The following is a 19,475-nucleotide window of genomic DNA, read 5'->3' as shown; positions in this document are numbered from 1 at the left end:
TGGTCGACGGTGGGCGGTGGCTGCAGCCTTCGCGCTGCTGGTGACGGGCGGGTGCTCGACGGAGCAGCCGGAGCCTGAGGAGCCCGGAGCGGCGGCCGACGGCGCGGGCGGGGGGACCACGCCGCCCGAGGAGCCGGCCGACGAGCCAGGTGAGGAGCCGACCGGATCGCCCCCGTCGGCGCCGGAGACGCCCGAGGAGACCGCAGACGAGCCGCTGTCCGCGGACGACGTCGACCGGACGGTCGCGGTGCGGGCGGTGCGCCACCTCGCCGGGCGGATCGGTCCGCGCGAGGCAACGGGGGAGGCGTACGCGCGAGCTGCCCGCTGGGTCTCCGCGGAGCTGTCGCGGCTCGGCTACGAGGTCGAGCAGCAGCGGGTGGACGTGCCGGCGGGGGAGTCGTGGGGCGTCGCCGTCCCGGCCGGGCGTTCGGTCAACGTGGTCGCCACCCCGCCCGGCTTCGACCCGACCGAGCCGCACCTCGTCGTCGGCGCCCACCTCGACACGGTGCCGCAGGCGCCGGGTGCGGAGGACAACGCCTCGGGTGTCGGGGCGATGCTCTCAGTCGCCGAGGCGGCCTCGCAGCGCACCACCCGCCTCCCGACGGTGTACGTCGCCTTCGGTGCCGAGGAGCCTCGCGGCGCTCCGGAGGACCACCACTACGGGTCGCGGCGCTACGTCGCCGCGATGCAGCCCGCCGAGCGTCGCGCGGTGCGGGCCATGGTGTCGCTGGACCGGGTCGGTGTGGGCGACCGGGTCCCCGTCGGCTCCGCGTACGACACCGACCCGGTGCAGCAGGCGCTGCTGGCAGCGGCCCGCCGTGCGGGCGCCGCGACCGTGGCGGAGGGCGGCCAGCGCAGCAGCGACCACTGGTCCTTCGTCCGTGCCGGCCTGCCGGGCGCGCGGCTCGGGTCGACGCCGTACGCCGGCTACCACTCGGCCGGCGACGTGCCCGCGGTCGTGTCAGCGGCGCAGCTCGAGCGGGTGGGCCGGATCGTCGCTGCGTGGCTGGCTCCGCGCTGAGGCCCGTCAGCCCAGCCCGGCGCACTCCCGCAGCGCCACCCGCTGATCGCGTGACGCCGCCGCTGCCGCACCGCTGTCGGGCGCGGCGAGCCCGTCCGCGCCGATGGTCGCGGGCCACCAGCGGGATGCGGTGACCTCCGCCCGTCCTGCCGGCGCGCGCGGCGGACGGACCGTGAGGGTGAGCACGCCCGTGGGCCCGGGGGAGTACCAGGCGAAGTTGCCCAGCCCGTAGGCGACGTAGCCGGGTCCGAGCCGACCGTCGCCCTGGAGCTCGTGGGCATGGCTGCCCGCCACGACGTCGGCGCCGGCCCCGACGAGCCGACGCGCCAGCAGGCGCTGGTCGGCGGACGGGCACCGCTCGCCCTGCACGCCCCAGTGGAGGTGGACGACCACGACGTCGGCGGTGCGGTCGGCCCGGCGGACCTCGCGAAGCAGGCGTCGGGGGTCCAGCGCACCGGCGACGCCGGACGTGTCCGGACCTGCATTCCATCCAGCAGTGGGGTCCGCGGTCGGGTCCTGGTCGGCCGCTGACGCGGCCAGGACGGCCACCCGCGTGCCGTCCACGTCGGTGACCGCCGGGGTGAAGGCCTCGTCCTCGTCGGCACCGATCCCGACCACGGCCAGCGGCGGGTCCGCGGCGGCTGCGCGACGGGCCGCCCGCAGCGTCGAGGCAAGCCGGTCCCGGCCGAAGTCGACCGCGTGGTTGTTGGCCATGCTCGCCACGTCGATGCCTGCTGCGGCGAGGGCCGTGAACGCCGACGCACCGGCGGAGAACGTGAACCGCTTCCCCGCTTCGGGACGCCCGCCCGAGCCGACGGAGGTCTCGAGGTTGACGATCGCCAGGTCCGCCTCGGCCAGCGCCGGGGACGCGGGCGCCAGAGCGGTGGCCGGGTCGCGCAGGCGCGGGGCGAGCACCCCCTCGAAGTGGATGTCGCCGGCGACCGCGAGGCGCACCGGGGAGGGACGCCGCTCGCGCGGGGTCGGAGCGGTCGAGGTCTCGGGAGCCGATCCCGTCGGGGCCCGGGACTGCGGCGGCGGGGGCGGTGCCTCCGATCGGCTGCAGCCCGCGAGGACGGAGCACGCGAGGAGCACCAGCACCGTGCCGGAGCGGCGTACGCTCCTGCGCCCGGCCGCGATCATGGTGCCATCGTGCCACCGGAGACCCGGCCACCTCCGGAAGTAGGTGGACGCGACAGGGGTGGACGGTGACACACTCGATGCATGAGAACTCGGATCTCACTCATCGCCGTCCCTGCCCTCGCGCTCGGCGCCCTGACGGCCGCTCCGGCGCACGCGGAGTACTACAGCACCAGCGACCCGGCCGACGCGAGTGCCTCGCTCACCGACATCCGTGCGCTGCGTGCGAAGCACGGAGCCGCCAACGTGCTGGTCAAGGTGCGCTTCCGCGACCTGACGCGCTCGAGCGCTGCAGCGGTGTCGGTCTTCCTCGACACCGACCGCGGCACCAAGGGTCCTGAGTACGTCCTCAGCAGCGGGCTCAACGACGGCACCGACTACGTCCTCACCGAAGCGCGAGGGTGGCGCGGAAGCGACGAGCGGGTCGACTGCCCCTACGACGCGCGGCTGCGGTGGGGCGCCAAGAACACGTTCCGCGTGCGCATCAGCCGGGAGTGCCTGGACAAGCCCGACTCGGTGCGGGTGTCGGTCAAGATGATCGACCAGGCTGATGGCTCCCACCCGGTCGTCGACTGGTCCCCCGAACGCCGCAGGTGGAGCCTGCCGATCGAGTCGGGCCTCGGCGTCTGATCGCGAGGACCGGCGGCCGCGCCCCGGCCCTCAGGTGGCGGCGACGCCGGCCGCCCACGCGACCGCGGCGAGGAAGGCCGCGACGAGCTCGATCATGATCGACACGCCCACGGCGCGCAGCGCCCCCTTGGTCGAGGGCCACGCCAGCGCGCCGCCGACGCGCGCCCGCTCCGCGACGTAGACGCCGAGGACGAACCCGATGAACATCCCGATGACCGGGACGACGAAGAAGCCGACGAAGGCCAGCACGCCCCCCGCGACGAGCGTCCGCGTCGGCACGCCGGCGGCCTTGAGGTGACGTCCGGGGACGAGGTACTTCACGACCGACCCGACGACGAGGAACAGCGTGGCGACGGCGAACACCGCCCAGCCGGTCGACGTACCGATCTCGAGGGCCCACACCAGGATCGCGCCGAGCACCAGGATCGTGCCCGGCAGGACGGGGACGATGATGCCTGCGATGCCGACGGCGATCGCGAGGGCGACGAGGATCTCGAGGGCGCTCACGGGGCACAGCCTCCCAGACGGCGTACGCGGGGACGGGCGGGGACGCAGAACGGCCCCGGAGAGCGTGTCCGGGGCCGTTCGGGAGTCGGTGGTGCCTCAGGCCTCGCTACCCGCGGACGGGGTGTCGAGCTTGTGCGTCTCGTCGTGGACGGTCGCAGCGACCTCGCGGAGCTTCTCGCCGTGCTCACGAGCGTGGTGGGCGCAGAACAGCAGCTCGCCGCCGGTCTGGAGCTCCACCCGCAGGTAGGCCTGGGCGCCGCAGCGGTCGCAGCGGTCACCAGCCGTCAGGACGGCCTGGGTGGGTGCGGTGGCAGTGGTCACGTCAGCCTCATTTCTGTTCATCGGTGTCTGGCCCAACGTAGCCAGTGGGGCAAAGATTCCCTGCTGCTGTTTCAGGTACGAGAACTCATCAAGTCAATCACGTCACACTCTCCCTCGCTGGCGTTGTCCTCAAGCGTGGACGAGCCGTTGCGGAAGTGATACCTGTCCGGTGCCCCACGCTAGACCTGTGCATGCACGGCTCTGGGCAAGGCGTGCCTCCGTCGGCGTCCGGCGTGTCGCAGGTAGGTTCTTCCCTTGTGGCAGCACCGGCAGACAACACCTACAACGCCGCACACCTCCTCGTCCTCGAGGGGCTCGACGCGGTCCGCAAGCGACCGGGCATGTACATCGGCTCGACCGACACGCGCGGGCTGATGCACTGCCTCTGGGAGATCATCGACAACGGCGTGGACGAGGCCCTGGCCGGGGTCGCGCACCGCGTCGAGGTCACGCTCCACGACGACGGCTCCGTCGAGGTGTACGACGACGGGCGCGGCATCCCGACCGACAAGGAGCCCAAGACAGGCCTGTCGGGCGTCGAGGTGGTCGCCACCAAGCTCCACGCCGGCGGCAAGTTCGGCGGCGGTTCCTACGTCGCCACGGGTGGCCTGCACGGCGTGGGCCTCTCGGTGGTCAACGCGCTGTCTGCCCGGATGGACATCGACGTCGACCGCTCGCCCTGCCAGCAGGGCCTGTCCTTCCAACGGGGCGTGCCCGGCGTCTTCGACGGCGACGGGCCCGGTGCGTCGTTCACGCCGCAGTCCGGCCTGTCCCGCAAGGGCAAGCGGGTCGCCAAGGGGAAGACCGGCACCCGGATCCGCTTCTGGCCCGACCGGCAGATCTTCACCAAGGACGCACGGTTCGAGATGGACGGCCTGATCGGGCGCGCCCGCCAGACGTCCTACATCGTCCCCGGCCTCGAGCTCGTCATCCGCGACCAGCGCACCGAGGAGATGGTCGAGGAGAAGTTCCGCCACGACGGTGGCATCGCGGAGTTCGTCGAGTTCCTCTCGCACGGCGAGCCGGTCACCGACATCCTGCGCCTGCAGGGCACCGACACCTTCACCGAGACGGTGCCGCTGCTCGACGACAAGGGCCACATGACGCCGCAGGAGGTCGAGCGCGAGCTCACCGTCGACGTCGCGGTGCGGTGGGACACGGCGTACGACACCGAGCTGCGCTCGTTCGTCAACGTGATCGCCACGCCCAAGGGCGGCACCCACGTGGGTGGCTTCGAGGCCGCCCTCACCAAGACCTTCAACGACGCCATGCGCGGCGCCAAGGTGCTCAAGGCCGCCGACACCGACGTCATCAAGGACGACGTCATGGAGGGCCTGACGGCGGTGGTGACCGTGCGCCTGGCCGAGCCGCAGTTCGAGGGGCAGACCAAGGAAATCCTCGGTACGCCGGCCGCGCGCGGCGTCGTACGCAAGGTGGTGGCGGGTGAGCTCAAGGCGTTCCTCACCTCGACCAAGCGCGCCGAGAAGGCGCAGGCCAAGCTGCTGATGGAGAAGGTCGCGGGTGCGTCGAAGACCCGGCTCGCCGCGCGCCAGCACAAGGAGAACCAGCGCCGCAAGAACGCCCTCGAGTCCTCGGCGCTGCCGGCGAAGCTCTTCGACTGCCGCAGCACCGACACCGAGCGCACCGAGCTGTTCATCGTCGAGGGCGACTCGGCGATGGGCACGGCCAAGGCCGCCCGGAGCAGCGAGTTCCAGGCGCTGCTGCCGATCCGCGGCAAGATCCTCAACGTCCAGAAGGCCACCGTCGGCGACATGCTCAAGAACGCCGAGTGCGCCTCGATCATCCAGGTCGTCGGCGCCGGCTCGGGTCGTACGTTCGACCTCGAGGCGGCCCGCTACGGCCGGATCATCCTGATGGCCGACGCGGACTCCGACGGCGCACACATCCGGTGCCTGCTCGCGACCCTGTTCTTCAAGTACATGCCCGAGCTGGTGCGTGACGGGCGGCTCTTCTCGGCCGTGCCGCCGCTGCACCGCATCGAGCTGTCCAACCCCAAGAAGGGGATGGACAAGTACATCTACACCTATTCCGACGACGAGCTGCAGCGCAAGCTCGCGGAGCTGAAGAAGAAGAACGTGCGCTGGAAGGACCCGGTCCAGCGCTACAAGGGCCTCGGCGAGATGGACGCCGACCAGCTGGCCGAGACCACCATGGACCCCCGCCACCGCACGCTCCGCAAGCTCACCATCGACGACGTAGACGAGGCGAGCAAGGTCTTCGACCTGCTGATGGGCTCCGACGTCGCCCCGCGCAAGGAGTTCATCGTGCAGGGCGCCTACGAGGTCGACGTGGAGATGCTCGACGCCTGATGTCCGACATCGACGTGGCAGTCGTTGAACAGGTTGCGGAGACCGTGGTCCTCGATGAGCTGTGGCCGCTCTACCGCACCGTCTTCGAGGACTTCGACGACCTCGACACATGGCGCCACCAGGTGTGGGACCGGCACTCGGCGCGGCCGGGATTCCGCCTCGCGCTTGCTCGCACCCATGGACGGCTCATCGGGTTCGGCTACGGCTACACCGGCGAGCACGGTCAGTGGTGGACCGACAGCGCGGCCACGGTGCTCCACCCCGATGTCGCTTCCGACTGGCTGGGAGGGCACTTCGAGCTGGTGAGCATCGGTGTCGCAGAGTCCGCACGTGGCGCGAGCGTCGGACGGCGTCTCCTGACCGCACTCACAGACGGCCTCAGCCACCACCGCTGGGTTCTCATGACCTCGTCGGATCCCGAGGACCCGGCCCGGCGCTTGTACCGCTCGAGTGGCTGGGCCGTGATCGGTCCCGGGTTCTCGGCCGACCGCATCATCATGGGGCGCTCATGGCCGGCAAGGTGACCTGACACCAGCGGCCCGCTGGCGGAGAGCCGGGCCCCGGGCGAGCACCATGCAGGCAGTTCGCAACGGATCTCGGCTGGCTGAGCGTGGGACCCGAAGACGGGTGGGCGAACTGCCTTCATGGTGCACGCATCGTCCCGCTGAACGTAGGCAGTTCGCCTGTATCTCCGGCTGTCCGAGCGCGGTCGTCTCTCGCAGCATCCCGAACTGCCTACGTTGGTCGAGCCCGCGCGCCCCGTTGCCCGGGGCCGGAACCGCCGCCTCACCGCGACGTCGTACAGCGTGTCGCGCGGGACACGCCGTACTGGATGTGGCCGTACCCGCATCCGCGGCCCATCGGTCGGCTAGCGTGCGCCCATGCTCGACATCGGGGGAATCGTGGCGTTGGTCGTCCTGGCCGTGGCCATGTATGCGTCCTACTGGATCATCCGCCTCGCGGTGAAGCACGGCATCGAGGACAGCCGTCGCTACCCGCCCGCCGACCTGCGGCGCACGGACTCCGAGCAGCGCTGACGCCCGGCCGGGCTCAGGCGTGCTCGGTCAGCAACCCCGAGTCGACGTCGTAGAGGAAGCCACCGACCTTGGCGCGGTCGCCGACGAGCGGGTGGGCGCGCACCTTGGCGACGTCCTCGCGCAGCTGCTCGAGCTGGTCGGTGACCACCCCGAAGGACTGCCAGCTGGCGTCGACGCCTGCGGACTCGCCGACCCTGTCACGCAGGTCCTGCTCGGAGGCGGACGCCATGGCGCAGCGGGTGTGCGGCACCACGAGGATGCGCTGCACGTTGAGCAGGTGCACGCCGAGGACGAGCGCCTCGAGCGCCTGCGGGGTCACGCGCGCGCCGGGGTTGCGGAAGATCTTGGCGTCGCCGTGCTTGAGCCCGAGCATGCCCAGGGGGTCGATGCGCGAGTCCATGCACGTGACGAGGGCGATGCCGGCATGGGCCTTGCCGTCGAAGCCGCCGAGGTCGAAGGAGTCCGCGAACGCGCGGTTGGCCTGCAACAAGTCGTCGAAGTCGCTCACGAACGGCAGGTTAGCGCCCTTCAGGCACGGCCGGTGAAGACGTCTCGCGCCGCCAGCCGGGTGGGGCGCACCTCGCGGAAGAGCACGAGCGCGAGGACCGCGGCGACGACCGCGCACCCGGCCGCGCCCCAGAAGACCGCGTGCTCCTGGGCGATGCCGGCGACCCGGAGGAGGTCGGAGAACTCCTTGCACCGGCTCTTGCCGTCGCACACCTCCTGCACCGGCGGCACGGCGAGCTGCTCGGAGTAGTAGCGGCGCAGCCCGATGGTGGTGAGCGCGGAGATGCCCACGAGCATGCCGACCATCCGCGCGACCACCACGAAGGCGCTGGCGACGCCGTGGACGTCGTCGTCGGTGAAGGCGAGCAGTGCGGCGTTGACCGGCGCCAGGGCGAGCCCGAAGCCGAGGCCGCCCGTGACGAGGGCGAGGTTGGCGATCGGCTCCTCGATCGTGGTGAGACCCCAGCGCGTCATCAGCACGAACCCGGTGGCGGCGAGCAGCATCCCGCCGGCGGTCACCAGGCCGGGGGAGAGGAAGCGGATCAGGTACCCGCCCGCGACCGCGCCCACCGGCAGGGCCAGCAGGAAGCGGACCAGCACGAGCGCGGCGGGCAGCTGGTCGTCGGGGTAGACCGTGGTGCGGGCGAACAGCGGGATGTCGATGAGGGCGGCGATCAGCGCGGCACCCACGAAGAAGCTGACCAGCAGCGCCCCCCACGCCGGCGTACGACGCAGCGCGCCGCGGGGGACGAGGGGGCTGGCGGCGCGGCGTACGTGCCAGGTGAAGGCGGCGGCTGCGACGACGGCGCCGAGGAGGTACCACCGGCCCTGGGGCGAGAACACCTCGACCTTGGGGTCGGCGGTGGCGAAGGCGAGGATGACCCCGCCGAGGGCCGCCGCGAGCAGCAGGGCACCGACCAGGTCCGCGTCGACGAGCACGCGTGCCCAGCCGCGCAGGTCGAGCAGGGGGCGCGGCGCCCACCAGCACCAGGCCAGCAGCAGCACGAGCGAGACGACGGTGGCGGCGCCGACCGGGGTGAGCCAGCGTCCGTCGCCGGCGAAGGGGATGAACAGCTGCCCCCACGTCAGGTCGCGCATCATCGGCGCCGGGCGCAGGAAGACCACCGCGGCGCACGCGAAGGTGGTCAGGAGCAGCAGCAGCCCGACGAGGTCGGGCCGCCGTCGGCCCGCCCCGGACGGCTGGTGCGGTGCGAGGGCGCGGATGGCGGCGGCGAGCACGAGGCCGACCGCCAGGTTGATCGCGAAGATCGCGCGCCAGTCGGCGACGGCGAGGACCGCCGCCCCGAAGAGCGGGCCGAGCACCGACCCGATCTCCTGGACGGCGGACACGACGCCCAGCGGGACGCCGCGGCGCTCGACCGGGTAGAGGTCGGCGACCAGCGCGAGCGTGGCCGGCACCAGGCCGCCGCCGCCGACGCCCTGGAGGAACCGGCCGGCGACGATGCTCGGCATGTCGTAGGCGACGGTGGTGATGAGGGAGCCCAGGGCGAACAGCACGAGCGCCATCACCAGCACGGGCACGCGACCGCGCAGGTCGGCGATGCGGCCGATGAGCGGCAGCATCGCGACGTAGCCGAGCAGGAAGCCGCTGACGATCGGCGCCGCGCGCTGGAGCTGGTCGATCGGCACCCCGACCCCGGTCATCATGTCCGGGAGCGCCAGGACGACGACGTAGGTGTCGGCCGCCGCGAAGGCGACGGCGACGGCTGCCATGGCGAGCAGCGCCCGCGAGGTGCGGGAGACCGCGGCCTCGCCCGTGGCGGTGCTCACGGCGCGGTGATGTCCTTCTCGGTGCCGTAGTCGGCGAAGTCGACGGTGTAGGTCATCGGCTCGGCGCGGGGGTAGAAGACGCCGGTGAGCGTGGCCTTGCGCAGCTCGCCGGCGTCGCTGACCTGCCACTCGACGTCGAAGGTGTCGCCCGACGACGAGGGGATGATCGCGTCCATCGCGTCGCCGGGGACGGTGCCGGAGTAGGTGGTGAGGATCTCGCTGTTGTCGGCGCCGCCGCGCACGCTCTCGCCGGCCTCGGGCGACTCGGTGAGGCCCAGCAGCCCGGCGAAGCCGTCCTCGCCGATGAGGTTGGAGGGGTCCGGGGCGCCGTACTCCTTCGGGTTGACCTCGTTCCAGCCCGGGGTGAACGGCAGCTGGGCGTAGACCGTGTCGTCGACCGCGATGACGGGTACGTCGACGGTCTGGCCGGCGAACACCACGGTGATCGAGCCGTCGAAGGCCGGCGCCTGCGTGATCGTGCCTGCGGCCTGGGTGATGCCGGAGACCCCGTCGGGGAGGGAGGGCGTGGACAGGGTGAGGTCGACGCCGCTCGTCTCGGTCAGCGTGGTCGCGGCCTGGTCGAGCACCTCCTCGGGCGTGGGGCCCTCGTCGCCACCCTCGCTCCCGCCCGCGTCACCGGAGCAGGCGGAAAGCGCCGGGAGGGCGAGCACGACCGCGGTGAGCGTCGTGGCGAGTCGTCCGGAGGTGCGGGCGCGGGCAGGCATGACCTCAGCCTTCCACAGGGGCGGCTGCGCCACCCTCGCCAGCGCCCGCCGCGGCCGCACGCGTCGCGAGCTGCGCGGACACCGGGGAAGCCACCGCGGCGATGGGCTGCGGTGCGGGGACGCCCGAGCCGTCGCGCCGTCCGTTGGCCTCGGGCAGGTCGACGGGCGCCCCGCTCGACGCCGCGGCGCGGGCCGGACCGGGCCCGGCCCAGGCGGTGACCAGGGTGTCCTCGCCCTTGAGGAAGCGGTGGCTCCGCACGCCGCCGGTCGCGCGGCCCTTGCCGGGGTACTCGCTGAACGGGGTCACCTTGACGGCGCCGGCCTCGGTGCCGGGCAGGGCCGTGGACGAGCCGGAGGCGGTGACGACGACCGCGTCCTCGGGCACGAAGGCGCCGAAGAACGCCACCCGCTGGCCCGCGCCGAGCTTGATGCCGGCCATGCCGCCGCCGGAGCGGCCCTGCGGTCGTACGCCCGAGGCGGGGAAGTGGAGCAGCTGGGCGTCGGAGGAGATGAAGCAGAGCTCCTCGTCGCCGGTGACGAGCTCGACCGCGCCGACGACCTCGTCGTCGTCCTTGAGGCCGATGATCTCCCACTCGTCGCGGTTGAGCACCTCGGGGTTGACCCGCTTCACGACGCCGTCGCGGGTGCCGAGGGCGAGGCCCGGGCCGTCGGTGGGCAGGGAGGTGAGTGCGAGGGCGCGCTCACCGGGGTCGAGGGCGAGCATCTCGCTGAGCGGCAGGGTGCCCTGGAGGTTGGGGTCGTTGGCCGTGGGCGGCAGCTCCGCGTTGCTCAGGTCGAGCACGGAGAGCCGCATCACCCGCCCGCGGTTGGTGACCACGCCGATCTCGCCGCGCTTGGTCGTGCGGACCACGGAGACGGTGACGTCGTGGTTGGCCCGGTCGCCGCCTGAGCCCGGCGGCTCGGCGTCCCGGGTGCGGGCGAGGAGGCCGCTGGAGGAGAGCAGGACGTAGCAGGGCTCGTCGGCGACCTCGACGGACGCGACCGCCGCCGTGACGGCGGGAGCCGCGCCGAGCAGGACCGTGCGACGCGGGGTGCCGTGCTCCTTGGCGACGTCGGTGAGCTCGTCGGAGACGACCTTCCGGAGCAGCTTCTCGTCGGCCAGGATCGCGTCGAGGAGCTCGATCGTGCGCTCGAGCTCGCTCTTCTCCTTCTCCAGCTCCAGCCTGCTGAACTTCGTGAGGCGCCGCAGCGGCATGTCGAGGATGTAGTCGGCCTGCACCTCGGAGAGCTCGAAGATCTCGATGAGGCGCTCCTTGGCCGCCGCTGCGTTGTCGGAGCCGCGGATGACCTGGATGACCTCGTCGATGTCGAGGATGGCGATGAGCAGACCGTCGACGAGGTGCAGCCGGTCCGCGGTCTTCCCCCGGCGGAAGACGGAGCGACGGCGTACGACGTCGAAGCGGTGGCCGAGGAAGACCTCGAGCATCTCCTTGAGGCCCAGCGTGCGCGGCTGGCCGTCGACGAGCGCGACGGCGTTGATGCCGAAGGAGTCCTCGAGCGCGGTCTGGCGGTAGAGCTGCTCGAGGATCGCCTCGGGGACGAAGCCGTTCTTGATCTCGATGACCAGGCGCAGCCCGTGCTCGCGGTCGCTGAGGTCCTTGATGTCGGCGATGCCCTGCAGCTTCTTGGCGAGCACGAGCTTCTTGATCTGGTCCATGACGCGCTCGGTGCCGACGCCGTAGGGGAGCTCGGTGACGACGATGCCCTTGCGTCGCGCGGTGACCGACTCGATCCGGGCGGTGGCTCGCATCTTGAAGGTGCCGCGCCCGGTCTCGTAGGCGTCGCGGATGCCGTCGAGGCCGACGATCTTGCCGCCGGTGGGCAGGTCGGGGCCGGGGACGAAGCGCATCAGGTCGTCGAGGGACGCCTTCGGGTGCGTGATCAGGTGCTTGAGCGCCTGGACGACCTCGACGAGGTTGTGCGGCGCGATGTTGGTGGCCATGCCGACCGCGATCCCGGCCGACCCGTTGACGAGCAGGTGCGGGATGGCTGCCGGCAGGACGACCGGCTCCATCTCGCGGGAGTCGTAGTTGGGCTTGAAGTCGACCGTGTCCTCGTCGATGGAGGCGGTCATCGCCACCGCGGCGGGCGCCATCCGGCACTCGGTGTAGCGCATGGCGGCGGGGGAGTCGTCGGGCGAGCCGAAGTTGCCGTGGCCGTCGACGGTCCGCAGTCGCATCGACCACGGCTGCGCCATCCGGACGAGCGCGTCGTAGATCGCTCCGTCGCCGTGCGGGTGCAGGCGGCCCATGACCTCACCGACGACGCGGGCGCTCTTGACGTGCCCGCGGTCGGGCCGCAGCGACATCTCGTCCATCGTGTAGAGGATGCGCCGCTGCACCGGCTTGAGGCCGTCGCGCGCGTCGGGCAGCGCGCGGGAGTAGATGACCGAGTAGGCGTACTCGAGGAACGACGTCTGCATCTCGTCGCGGATGTCGGTGTCGAGGATGTGCTCCTCGAAGTCGTCCGGGAGGGGCTCCTGCTTCGTACGTCGTGCCATGGCGCCATTGTCCCCGGTGCCTGCTCGTGGACCGTCGGGGGCACGCCGAGGAGGAGGGGCGGATAGATTGCAGTCGTGACCGAGACGGACGCCGCCGCAGACGAGGTGCGTACGACGCGCCCGCCCCGGCACTGGGAGGCCGACGTCCTGCTGCGCGACGGGCGCACGGCCCACATCAGGCCGATCCAGCCCGAGGACCGCGAGCTGCTCGTCGAGTTCTACAGCCGGGTCTCCGACCAGTCGAAGTACTACCGCTTCTTCTCGCCCATGCCGTTCCTGTCCGAGCGCGACCTCGACCGCTTCACCCAGGTCGACCACCGCGAACGCGTCGCGATGATCCTGCTCGTGGCCGGCCACATGATCGCGGTCGGTCGCTACGACACCATCCGGCCCGGCTACGCCGAGGTGGCGTTCCTCGTCGAGGACGCCCACCAGGGCCGCGGCATCGGCCAGCTGCTGCTGGAGCACCTCGCGCAGGCCGGGCGCGAGCGGGGCATCGACGAGTTCGTCGCGGAGGTCCTGCCCGACAACCAGGCGATGATCCACACCTTCAAGGACGCCGGCTACCAGGTCAGGAGCACGTTCGAGGACGGCGTGATGGAGCTGGTGTTCCGGATCGACCCGACCGACACGGCGCTCGGCGTCATGGAGCAGCGCGAGCACCGCGCCGAGTACGCCTCGATCGAGCGCTTCTTCTCGCCGAGGTCGGTCGCGATCATCGGCGCGAGCCGGCGCCAGGACACCATCGGGCGCGCACTGGTGCGCCACCTCGTCCTCGGCAACTTCACCGGTCGCATCCACGTGGTCAACCCGAGCGCCGACTCGGTGTCCGGCATGCCGGCGTGGAAGTCGGTGGGCGACATTCCGGGGGACGTCGACGTGGCGATCGTCGCGGTGCCCGCCGAGTCGGTCCAGGACGTCGTCCTCGACTGCGCCGCCAAGGGCGTCCACGGCCTGGTCGTGATCTCGTCCGGCTTCGCCGAGACCGGTGAGGAGGGCCGGATGCGGCAGCGCCGGCTGGTCGGGCTGTCCCGGTCCTACGGCCTCCGGCTGATCGGTCCCAACGCGCTCGGCATCATCAACACCGACCCCGACGTCCAGCTCAACGCGTCGCTGTCCTCGGTCATGCCGCCCCGCGGCCGCGCCGGGTTCTTCTGCCAGTCCGGAGCGCTCGGCTCGGCGATCCTGGAGAAGGTGCAGAACCGCGGCCTGGGCCTCACGACGTTCGTCAGCGCCGGCAACCGCGCCGACGTCTCCGGCAACGACCTCCTGCAGTACTGGGAAGAGGACGACGCCACCGAGGTGGTGCTGCTCTACCTCGAGTCCATCGGCAACCCGCGCAAGTTCTCCCGGATCGCGCGCCGGGTGAGTCGCCGCAAGCCGATCGTCGCCGTACGGTCGGGGCGCAGCTCGCAGGGCGTCCCCATGGGGCACGCGGTGCGGAAGATCGGGGCGCCGGGCGAGGCCGTCGACGCGATGTTCCGCCAGGCCGGGATCATCCAGGTCGAGTCGCTGGAGGAGATGTTCGACGTCGCCCAGCTGCTCGCCCACCAGCCGCTGCCGCGGGGGCGCCGGGTCGCGATCGTCGGCAACTCCGACGCCCTGGGCCTGCTCGCGGCCGACGCCGCCAACGGTGTCGGCCTCGTCGTCAACCGGCAGGAGGCGCTCGGCGCGGACGCCACCGCGGAGGACTTCGAGGACGCCCTCGACGCCGCCATCGACGACCCCGAGGTCGACGCGGTGGTCGCGATCTTCATCCCGCCCCTCAACGTCGCGGGCGCCCGCGAGGACGTCGCCAACGTGCTCGCTGCGGTGGGCGAGCAGTCCGACAAGCCCATCGTGTCGACCTTCCTCGGCACCGAGGGCGTCCCCGAGCTGCTGCGCGTGCCCGACGTCGCGGGGTCGAGCGCCGGTCGCGGGTCGGTGCCGTCGTACCCCGCCGTCGAGGCCGCCGTGCGCGCGCTCGCGCGGGTGGTCGAGTACGCCGTGTGGCTGCGCGTGCCGCAGGTGACGGCCATCGAGCCCGGCTCCAACGACCTCGACGCGGCCCGCCACCTCGTCAACGAGGTACTCATGCGCCACCCCGAGGGGCGCGACCTGGACTTCGACGAGCAGCACCGCCTGCTCACCGCCTACGGCATCGACCTGTGGGACACCTACGCCGTCGCCACCCTCGATGAGGCCACCACGGCGGGGGAGACGCTGGGCTGGGACGTCGTGCTGAAGGCGACCGCGGACCACCTGCGCGACCGGCCCGACCTGGCCCACGTGTGGCGCAACATCGACACCCCCGACGAGATGGCACAGGCGTGGCGCTCGCTCACCAGCCTGATCACCGACCCCGACAACGCCGGGTTCGTCGTGCAGGGCAACGCGCCGCCGGGGGTGCCCGTCACGATCGCGACGATGGAGGACCCGCTCTTCGGCCCCGTCCTGTCCTTCGGCATCGGCGGCCCGCTGACCGAGCTGCTGGGGGACCGGTCCTTCCGGATCCCGCCCCTGGCCGACCACGACGCCCAGGACATGGTGCGCGAGATCAGGGCCTCGCCCCTGCTCTTCGGCTACCGGGGCAGCGAGATCGTCGACGTCGCGGAGATCGAGCGGCTGGTGCGCCAGGTGGCGCAGCTCCAGCACGACCTCCCACAGGTGCGGGCACTGCAGCTGCCGCTCGTGCTGGCCGGCGCGGAGGGCGCCACGGTGCTCGGTGCCAACGTGCGGGTCGAGCCGGTGAAGGACCCCCGCTCGGACTGGTTCGTCCGTCGACTGAGCACGATGCCCGGGGACACCCTGCCGGACTGAGCACGGCGTGACAGACTGCCACCATGCCCCGCTCCACCCGTGACGCGGACGTCTCCCACGACCTCCGCAAGGCGATCCACCGCACCGGCTACTACCCCGAGGTCGTCGCCGACGGCGTCTTCTCCGCGGCGGGCGGCGAGGAGGTCGTGTCCTACTTCGTCCACCACGAGACGACGTTCGACCACGAGGAGGTACGCCGGCACCTCACGGCGCTCCTGCTGACGCCGACCCGGCTGGTCATCGCGCACACCGACGAGCACCCGGGCGACGACCTGCTGCCCGAGCCCTACACCTCCACCACCACCGAGGCGGTCACCCTGACGTCCATCCGGACCGTGGTCGTGACCCGGATGGTGGCCAACCCGACCAAGGGCGTCGCCCCGCCGGCCGAGGCCGTGCTGACGATCGGCTGGGGCGGCGTGGGACGCCTCGACCTCGAGCCCGCCGCCTGCTCGGACCCGAGCTGCGACGCCGACCACGGCTACACCGGCACCCTCGCCGGCGACGACTACACGCTGCGCGTCTCGGCGGCCGCCGAGGGAGCCGACGCCGTGGCCGGTCTGCTCGGCTTCGCGGACGCCCTGTCCGCGCGCACCCGCGGATGACCGCCCCGGCGGTTTTCACCCCGCCGGCCTACGGCGACCGCTCGCTCGCCGACGTCGTGCCGTCCGTCGCCCGCGCTCTGGGCGTCGAGCTGCACGGGCACCCCGCCGGGATCGAGCTCCCGCCGGCGCCGTCGTACGTCGTCTTCCTCGTCGACGGCATGGGGGCCGAGCTGCTCACCCGCTACGCCCATGCGGCGCCCTACCTGTCGTCGCTCGTCGACGGCGGTTCCACCGGGACGGCCGGCGTGCCCTCGACCACGGCCACGTCGCTCACCTCCCTCGGCACCGGGCTGGTGCCGGGTGCGCACGGGCTCGTCGGCTTCACCGCCCGCATCCCGGGCACCGACCGGCTGCTCAACCACCTCTGGTGGGACACGAACGTCGACCCGGTCGAGTGGCAGCCGCACCCGACGGCGCTCGGTCGGCTGGCCCACGCTGGCGTCCACGTCACGTCGGTCAACAAGCGTGACTTCGACGGCTCCGGCCTGACGATCGCCTCGCAGCGCGGGGCGACGTACGTCGGCGCCGACCGCGTCGGCGAACGGATTGCCGCGACCGTCGCCGCGTCGGCCGACCGGCCGTCACTGACCTATGTCTACGACTCCGACCTCGACTGGACCGGCCACAAGTTCGGCGTGGCCTCGACGCAGTGGCTGCAGCAGCTGGCGATGGTCGACGCCGAGGCCGAGCAGCTGCGCGAGGCGCTGCCGGCCTCGACCCGCCTGCTGGTCGTCGCCGACCACGGCATGGTCGACAGCCCGCGTGGGTCGCGCGTCGACGTGGACGAGGTCGACGGGATGCGCGACGGGGTCGCGCTCCTCGGCGGCGAGGCCAGGTTCCGCCACCTCTACTGCGCCGCGGGTGCCGTGGCCGACGTGGTGACCACCTGGCGCGAGGTGCTGGGGGAGCGAGCGACCGTCCTCACCCGCGAGGAGGCCATCGGCCGGGGCTGGTTCGGCGCCGTGTCGCCGGGCGTGCTGCCGCGCCTGGGCGACGTCATGGTCGCGTGCCACGGCGACAACGCGGTGATGTCGAGCCGCGACTTCGCCTACGAGGACACCCTGGTCGGGCTCCACGGCTCGCTGACCTCGACCGAGATGCTGATCCCGATCCTGGTCGGCTGAGCCGGCGACCCGCGCGCAGAGTCAGCCGAAGGGGAGCGGTTCCGGGGCCAGGCTGACCGCCTTGGCGCGTGCGGCGGTCAGACGTCGGCGGTGGTGCTGGCGGCAGAGCACCTCGTAGGCCACGTCGTGGGGGCCAGCCGGCGGCTCGTCGACCTGGTCCACGTCGCCGACGACGATGACCTCACCCTCGACGACCATCGCGCCGTTCTCGGTGCGGGCGTTGTGGGTGGCGCGCTTGCCGCACCAGCACAGCGCCTCGACCTGGAGCACGTTCATCCGGTCGGCGAGCTCGACGAGACGCGCGCTCCCGGGGAAGAGGTAGGAGCGGAAGTCGGTGAGGATGCCGAAGGCGAAGACGTCGATCTGCAGCTCGTCGACGACCTTGGCCAGCTGGTCGATCTGCTCGGCCGCGTAGAACTGGGCTTCGTCGCAGACGAGGTAGTCGATCCGCCCGCCACGCGTGAGCGTGTCGACGACGTAGGCCCAGAAGTCGAAGCCCTCGTCGACCTCGAGCGCCTCGTGGGTCAGGCCGAGGCGGCTGGACACCACCGCCTGCCCGGAACGGTCGTGGGTCGTGAAGATCCGCCCGACGCGACCGCGCGCGGCGTGGTTGTGGTTGGTCTGGAGCGCCAGCGTCGACTTGCCGGAGTCCATCGTGCCGGTGAAGAAGTGCAGTTCAGCCATGTCGCGCGAATCCTGTCACAGCCTCCGCCCCGCGCGACGGCTACCGTGCCGGCCATGGACGACGACTTCCGCCGCAGGCACCCCCGCGGACCGCTGACCAGCCCCGACGAGCTCGCCGCGGACCTCGGCGGCGTCACCGTCCTCGACGTGCGCTACCTCATGGGCGGGCCGCCGGGGCGCGAGCAGCACGCGGCCGGCCACGTGCCGGGAGCGGCGTACGTCGACCTCGACGAGGACCTCGCCGACCCGCCGGGCGCCGGCGGTCGGCACCCGCTGCCCGATCCGGGACGCTTCGAGGCGGCGATGCGACGCGCGGGGGTGCGGGACGACCGCCCCGTGGTCGTGTACGACGACTGGCAGGGGCGGGCGGCCGCGCGAGCGTGGTGGCTGCTGCGGCACCACGGCCACCGCGACGTACGCGTCCTCGACGGCGGGTGGACCGCGTGGCTCGAGGACGGGCACCCGGCCGAGGCCGGTCCGGTGGACGTGGAGCCGGGCGACTTCACGGTCGGGCCGAGCGACAGGGCCCCCGCCGTCGGCCCCGAGGAGGTGCTGGACGTCGAGGTCCTCATCGACGCTCGGGCGCCCGAGCGCTACCGCGGGGAGACCGAACCGGTCGACCCCGTCGCCGGCCACGTGCCGGGCGCCGTCAACGTGCCGACGACCGCCAACCTCGACGAGCGGGGGCGCTTCCTGGCTCCCGAGCGCCTCCGCGAGGTGTACGCCGCTGTGGGCGCCGACACGGCGTCGTCGGTGGCCGCGTACTGCGGGTCCGGTGTGACCGCCGCCCACGACCTGCTCGCCATGGAAGTCGCTGGCATCCGTGCCGCGCTCTACCCGGGGAGCTGGAGCGGCTGGATCACCGACCCGGAGCGGCCGGTCGCGACCGGGTGATCAGCCCGCCCGGACCTCGTCCCCGACGCTGATCAGGCCGGTGGTCTCGGGGACGAGGTGCACGGCGAAGAACACCTTCCCGTCATCGGAGCGGCGGTGCCGGGCCAGGGTGCGCGTCGGCTCCTTCGCGGTCGCGAGCGTGACCGGGTCGAGGGTCGCCATCACGCAGCGGCCGACCGGCTTGCCGATGCGGAAGGAGACGTCGCCGACGACGACCCGGGTCCAGCCGTCCTCGGCGAACGGTTCGTCGCCGTCGACGACGAGGTTGGCGCGGAAGCGCTCGACCGGCAGGGGTTCGGGCGGCACCTCGCCGAGCTCGAGCGCGCGCTCCAGGATCCAGTCGTCGAGCCGGCGCAGCGAGGCAAGGGACGCGATCGTCACCGGGAACGAGTCGGGGAACGCGGCGTGGTCGCCGGGGCGGGAGAACCCCGGTTGCAGCGAGCGCCGCTCGGGGGCGTGGCACCAGACCAGGCGCAGGTCGCCGCGTCCCAGCACGGAGCGCACCCACGCGTCGGCGTCCGGTCCGGCGGGTCGGGCCTGCAGGTCGAGGGAGAACAGGTGGACGTCGACCGGCGCGGCTCCGGGGACGTCGACGAGGAGGTCGGGGTGACCCGGGGCGCGGAGCCGGAGCGCGGCGGTGACGGACGGATCGGTCGACGGTGTGTCGGCGACCACGTGGAAGAGGCGGTGCACCTCGCGTGCGGAGACGAGGCGGCCATCACCGTCGACGACCATCCACGTCCGGTCGTCGACGAGGCCGCCCGGCTGCACGGTCGTGGAGCTGATCGGACGGATGGCGCCGGACTTGAGCGGGTGGACGTTGAGCTGGACGAGGCGCAAGC

At 72.4% G+C, this 19,475-nt stretch carries 18 protein-coding genes; 9 read left to right on the top strand and 9 right to left on the bottom strand.

Annotation, left to right across the window (positions count from 1 at the left end):
* The first annotated feature begins 16 nt into the window (after positions 1-16).
* On the top strand, positions 17-1,021 hold the full coding sequence (locus Q1B24_RS14040) for a M28 family peptidase (RefSeq protein ID WP_299929741.1): 1,005 nt from the start codon (positions 17-19) through the stop codon (positions 1,019-1,021).
* A gap of 6 nt (positions 1,022-1,027) precedes the next feature.
* Here the strand turns inward: Q1B24_RS14040 and Q1B24_RS14035 are convergent, their stop codons facing one another.
* Positions 1,028-2,161, bottom strand: a complete 1,134-nt coding sequence (locus tag Q1B24_RS14035) for a CapA family protein (RefSeq protein ID WP_299929738.1) — start codon at positions 2,159-2,161, stop codon at positions 1,028-1,030.
* A gap of 81 nt (positions 2,162-2,242) precedes the next feature.
* Between Q1B24_RS14035 and Q1B24_RS14030 the strand changes: the two genes are divergently transcribed.
* On the top strand, positions 2,243-2,788 hold the full coding sequence (locus tag Q1B24_RS14030) for a hypothetical protein (RefSeq protein ID WP_299929735.1): 546 nt from the start codon (positions 2,243-2,245) through the stop codon (positions 2,786-2,788).
* A gap of 30 nt (positions 2,789-2,818) precedes the next feature.
* Here Q1B24_RS14030 and Q1B24_RS14025 read toward each other — a convergent pair whose 3' ends face one another.
* Together Q1B24_RS14025 and Q1B24_RS14020 are read right to left on the bottom strand one after the other, a co-directional pair.
* Positions 2,819-3,295 carry a DUF456 domain-containing protein gene (locus tag Q1B24_RS14025; RefSeq protein ID WP_299929732.1) on the bottom strand — a complete coding sequence of 159 codons (477 nt, stop codon included), beginning with the start codon at positions 3,293-3,295 and terminating at the stop codon, positions 2,819-2,821.
* 96 nt (positions 3,296-3,391) lie between these two features.
* Positions 3,392-3,637, bottom strand: a complete 246-nt coding sequence (locus tag Q1B24_RS14020; RefSeq protein ID WP_299929729.1) for a hypothetical protein — start codon at positions 3,635-3,637, stop codon at positions 3,392-3,394.
* Positions 3,638-3,807: 170 nt separating this feature from the next.
* Here Q1B24_RS14020 and Q1B24_RS14015 point away from each other — a divergent pair, with 170 nt between their 5' ends.
* The 3 genes from Q1B24_RS14015 to Q1B24_RS14005 all read left to right on the top strand — a co-directional run bounded on the left by Q1B24_RS14015 (position 3,808) and on the right by Q1B24_RS14005 (position 6,983).
* The gene (locus Q1B24_RS14015; RefSeq protein ID WP_299929726.1) at positions 3,808-5,946 is read left to right on the top strand and encodes a DNA topoisomerase IV subunit B; all 2,139 of its coding nucleotides are present in this window, start codon (positions 3,808-3,810) and stop codon (positions 5,944-5,946) included.
* Positions 5,946-6,470, top strand: coding sequence for a GNAT family N-acetyltransferase (locus Q1B24_RS14010; protein ID WP_299929723.1), 525 nt, complete (start codon positions 5,946-5,948; stop codon positions 6,468-6,470). Before Q1B24_RS14015 ends, Q1B24_RS14010 begins: the two co-directional genes overlap by 1 nt.
* Before the next feature lie 357 nt (positions 6,471-6,827).
* Complete coding sequence (locus Q1B24_RS14005) at positions 6,828-6,983, top strand: hypothetical protein (protein ID WP_299929720.1); 156 nt, start codon at positions 6,828-6,830, stop codon at positions 6,981-6,983.
* 13 nt (positions 6,984-6,996) lie between these two features.
* On the opposite strand, the gene Q1B24_RS14000 is transcribed toward Q1B24_RS14005, so the two are convergent.
* From Q1B24_RS14000 to Q1B24_RS13985, 4 genes are read right to left on the bottom strand one after another with little or no spacing between them, the layout of a single operon-like run.
* Positions 6,997-7,491, bottom strand: coding sequence for a carbonic anhydrase (locus Q1B24_RS14000; RefSeq protein WP_299929717.1), 495 nt, complete (start codon positions 7,489-7,491; stop codon positions 6,997-6,999).
* A gap of 20 nt (positions 7,492-7,511) precedes the next feature.
* Complete coding sequence (locus Q1B24_RS13995) at positions 7,512-9,281, bottom strand: MFS transporter (RefSeq protein WP_299929714.1); 1,770 nt, start codon at positions 9,279-9,281, stop codon at positions 7,512-7,514.
* The gene (locus Q1B24_RS13990; protein ID WP_299929711.1) at positions 9,278-10,006 is read right to left on the bottom strand and encodes an LppX_LprAFG lipoprotein; all 729 of its coding nucleotides are present in this window, start codon (positions 10,004-10,006) and stop codon (positions 9,278-9,280) included. Before Q1B24_RS13990 ends, Q1B24_RS13995 begins: the two co-directional genes overlap by 4 nt.
* 4 nt (positions 10,007-10,010) lie before the next feature.
* Positions 10,011-12,527: a DNA topoisomerase (ATP-hydrolyzing) gene (locus Q1B24_RS13985; RefSeq protein WP_299929708.1), complete on the bottom strand. Its 2,517-nt coding sequence runs from the start codon at positions 12,525-12,527 to the stop codon at positions 10,011-10,013.
* Between the two features lie 75 nt (positions 12,528-12,602).
* On the opposite strand from Q1B24_RS13985, the gene Q1B24_RS13980 reads away from it, so the two are divergent.
* From Q1B24_RS13980 to Q1B24_RS13970, 3 genes are read left to right on the top strand one after another with little or no spacing between them, the layout of a single operon-like run.
* Positions 12,603-15,326: a bifunctional GNAT family N-acetyltransferase/acetate--CoA ligase family protein gene (locus tag Q1B24_RS13980; protein ID WP_299929705.1), complete on the top strand. Its 2,724-nt coding sequence runs from the start codon at positions 12,603-12,605 to the stop codon at positions 15,324-15,326.
* Between the two features lie 23 nt (positions 15,327-15,349).
* A complete protein-coding gene (locus Q1B24_RS13975) occupies positions 15,350-15,931 on the top strand; it encodes a DUF5998 family protein (protein WP_299929702.1) in 582 nt (193 codons plus the stop codon).
* Entirely contained in the window at positions 15,928-17,055 is a 1,128-nt protein-coding gene (locus Q1B24_RS13970) for an alkaline phosphatase family protein (RefSeq protein ID WP_299929699.1), read from the top strand. Before Q1B24_RS13975 ends, Q1B24_RS13970 begins: the two co-directional genes overlap by 4 nt.
* A 21-nt stretch (positions 17,056-17,076) precedes the next feature.
* Here the strand turns inward: Q1B24_RS13970 and Q1B24_RS13965 are convergent, their stop codons facing one another.
* Entirely contained in the window at positions 17,077-17,739 is a 663-nt protein-coding gene (locus Q1B24_RS13965; RefSeq protein WP_299929696.1) for a thymidine kinase, read from the bottom strand.
* 54 nt (positions 17,740-17,793) lie between these two features.
* Between Q1B24_RS13965 and Q1B24_RS13960 the strand changes: the two genes are divergently transcribed.
* Complete coding sequence (locus Q1B24_RS13960) at positions 17,794-18,633, top strand: sulfurtransferase (protein ID WP_299929693.1); 840 nt, start codon at positions 17,794-17,796, stop codon at positions 18,631-18,633.
* Here Q1B24_RS13960 and Q1B24_RS13955 read toward each other — a convergent pair whose 3' ends face one another.
* Entirely contained in the window at positions 18,634-19,473 is an 840-nt protein-coding gene (locus Q1B24_RS13955; protein WP_299929690.1) for an MOSC N-terminal beta barrel domain-containing protein, read from the bottom strand. It lies immediately after the preceding gene.
* Positions 19,474-19,475: the final 2 nt, after the last annotated feature.

It is taken from the genome of uncultured Nocardioides sp. (assembly GCF_947488025.1).
Taxonomy (GTDB): domain Bacteria; phylum Actinomycetota; class Actinomycetes; order Propionibacteriales; family Nocardioidaceae; genus Nocardioides.
The sequence above is the reverse complement of the archived record's forward strand: the minus strand, read 5'-3'. Positions and strand labels throughout refer to the sequence as shown.

Excerpts from the sequence above, each read along its gene's own strand:
- Q1B24_RS14035 (WP_299929738.1), bottom strand. The coding sequence starts at position 2,161 with ATGATCGCGGCCGGGCGCAGGAGCGTACGCCGCTCCGGCACGGTGCTG.
- Q1B24_RS14030 (WP_299929735.1), top strand. The coding sequence starts at position 2,243 with ATGAGAACTCGGATCTCACTCATCGCCGTCCCTGCCCTCGCGCTCGGC.
- Q1B24_RS14020 (WP_299929729.1), bottom strand. The coding sequence starts at position 3,637 with ATGAACAGAAATGAGGCTGACGTGACCACTGCCACCGCACCCACCCAG.
- Q1B24_RS14015 (WP_299929726.1), top strand. The coding sequence starts at position 3,808 with ATGCACGGCTCTGGGCAAGGCGTGCCTCCGTCGGCGTCCGGCGTGTCG.
- Q1B24_RS14010 (WP_299929723.1), top strand. The coding sequence starts at position 5,946 with ATGTCCGACATCGACGTGGCAGTCGTTGAACAGGTTGCGGAGACCGTG.
- Q1B24_RS14005 (WP_299929720.1), top strand. The coding sequence starts at position 6,828 with ATGCTCGACATCGGGGGAATCGTGGCGTTGGTCGTCCTGGCCGTGGCC.
- Q1B24_RS13990 (WP_299929711.1), bottom strand. The coding sequence starts at position 10,006 with ATGCCTGCCCGCGCCCGCACCTCCGGACGACTCGCCACGACGCTCACC.
- Q1B24_RS13985 (WP_299929708.1), bottom strand. The coding sequence starts at position 12,527 with ATGGCACGACGTACGAAGCAGGAGCCCCTCCCGGACGACTTCGAGGAG.
- Q1B24_RS13975 (WP_299929702.1), top strand. The coding sequence starts at position 15,350 with ATGCCCCGCTCCACCCGTGACGCGGACGTCTCCCACGACCTCCGCAAG.
- Q1B24_RS13970 (WP_299929699.1), top strand. The coding sequence starts at position 15,928 with ATGACCGCCCCGGCGGTTTTCACCCCGCCGGCCTACGGCGACCGCTCG.
- Q1B24_RS13965 (WP_299929696.1), bottom strand. The coding sequence starts at position 17,739 with ATGGCTGAACTGCACTTCTTCACCGGCACGATGGACTCCGGCAAGTCG.
- Q1B24_RS13960 (WP_299929693.1), top strand. The coding sequence starts at position 17,794 with ATGGACGACGACTTCCGCCGCAGGCACCCCCGCGGACCGCTGACCAGC.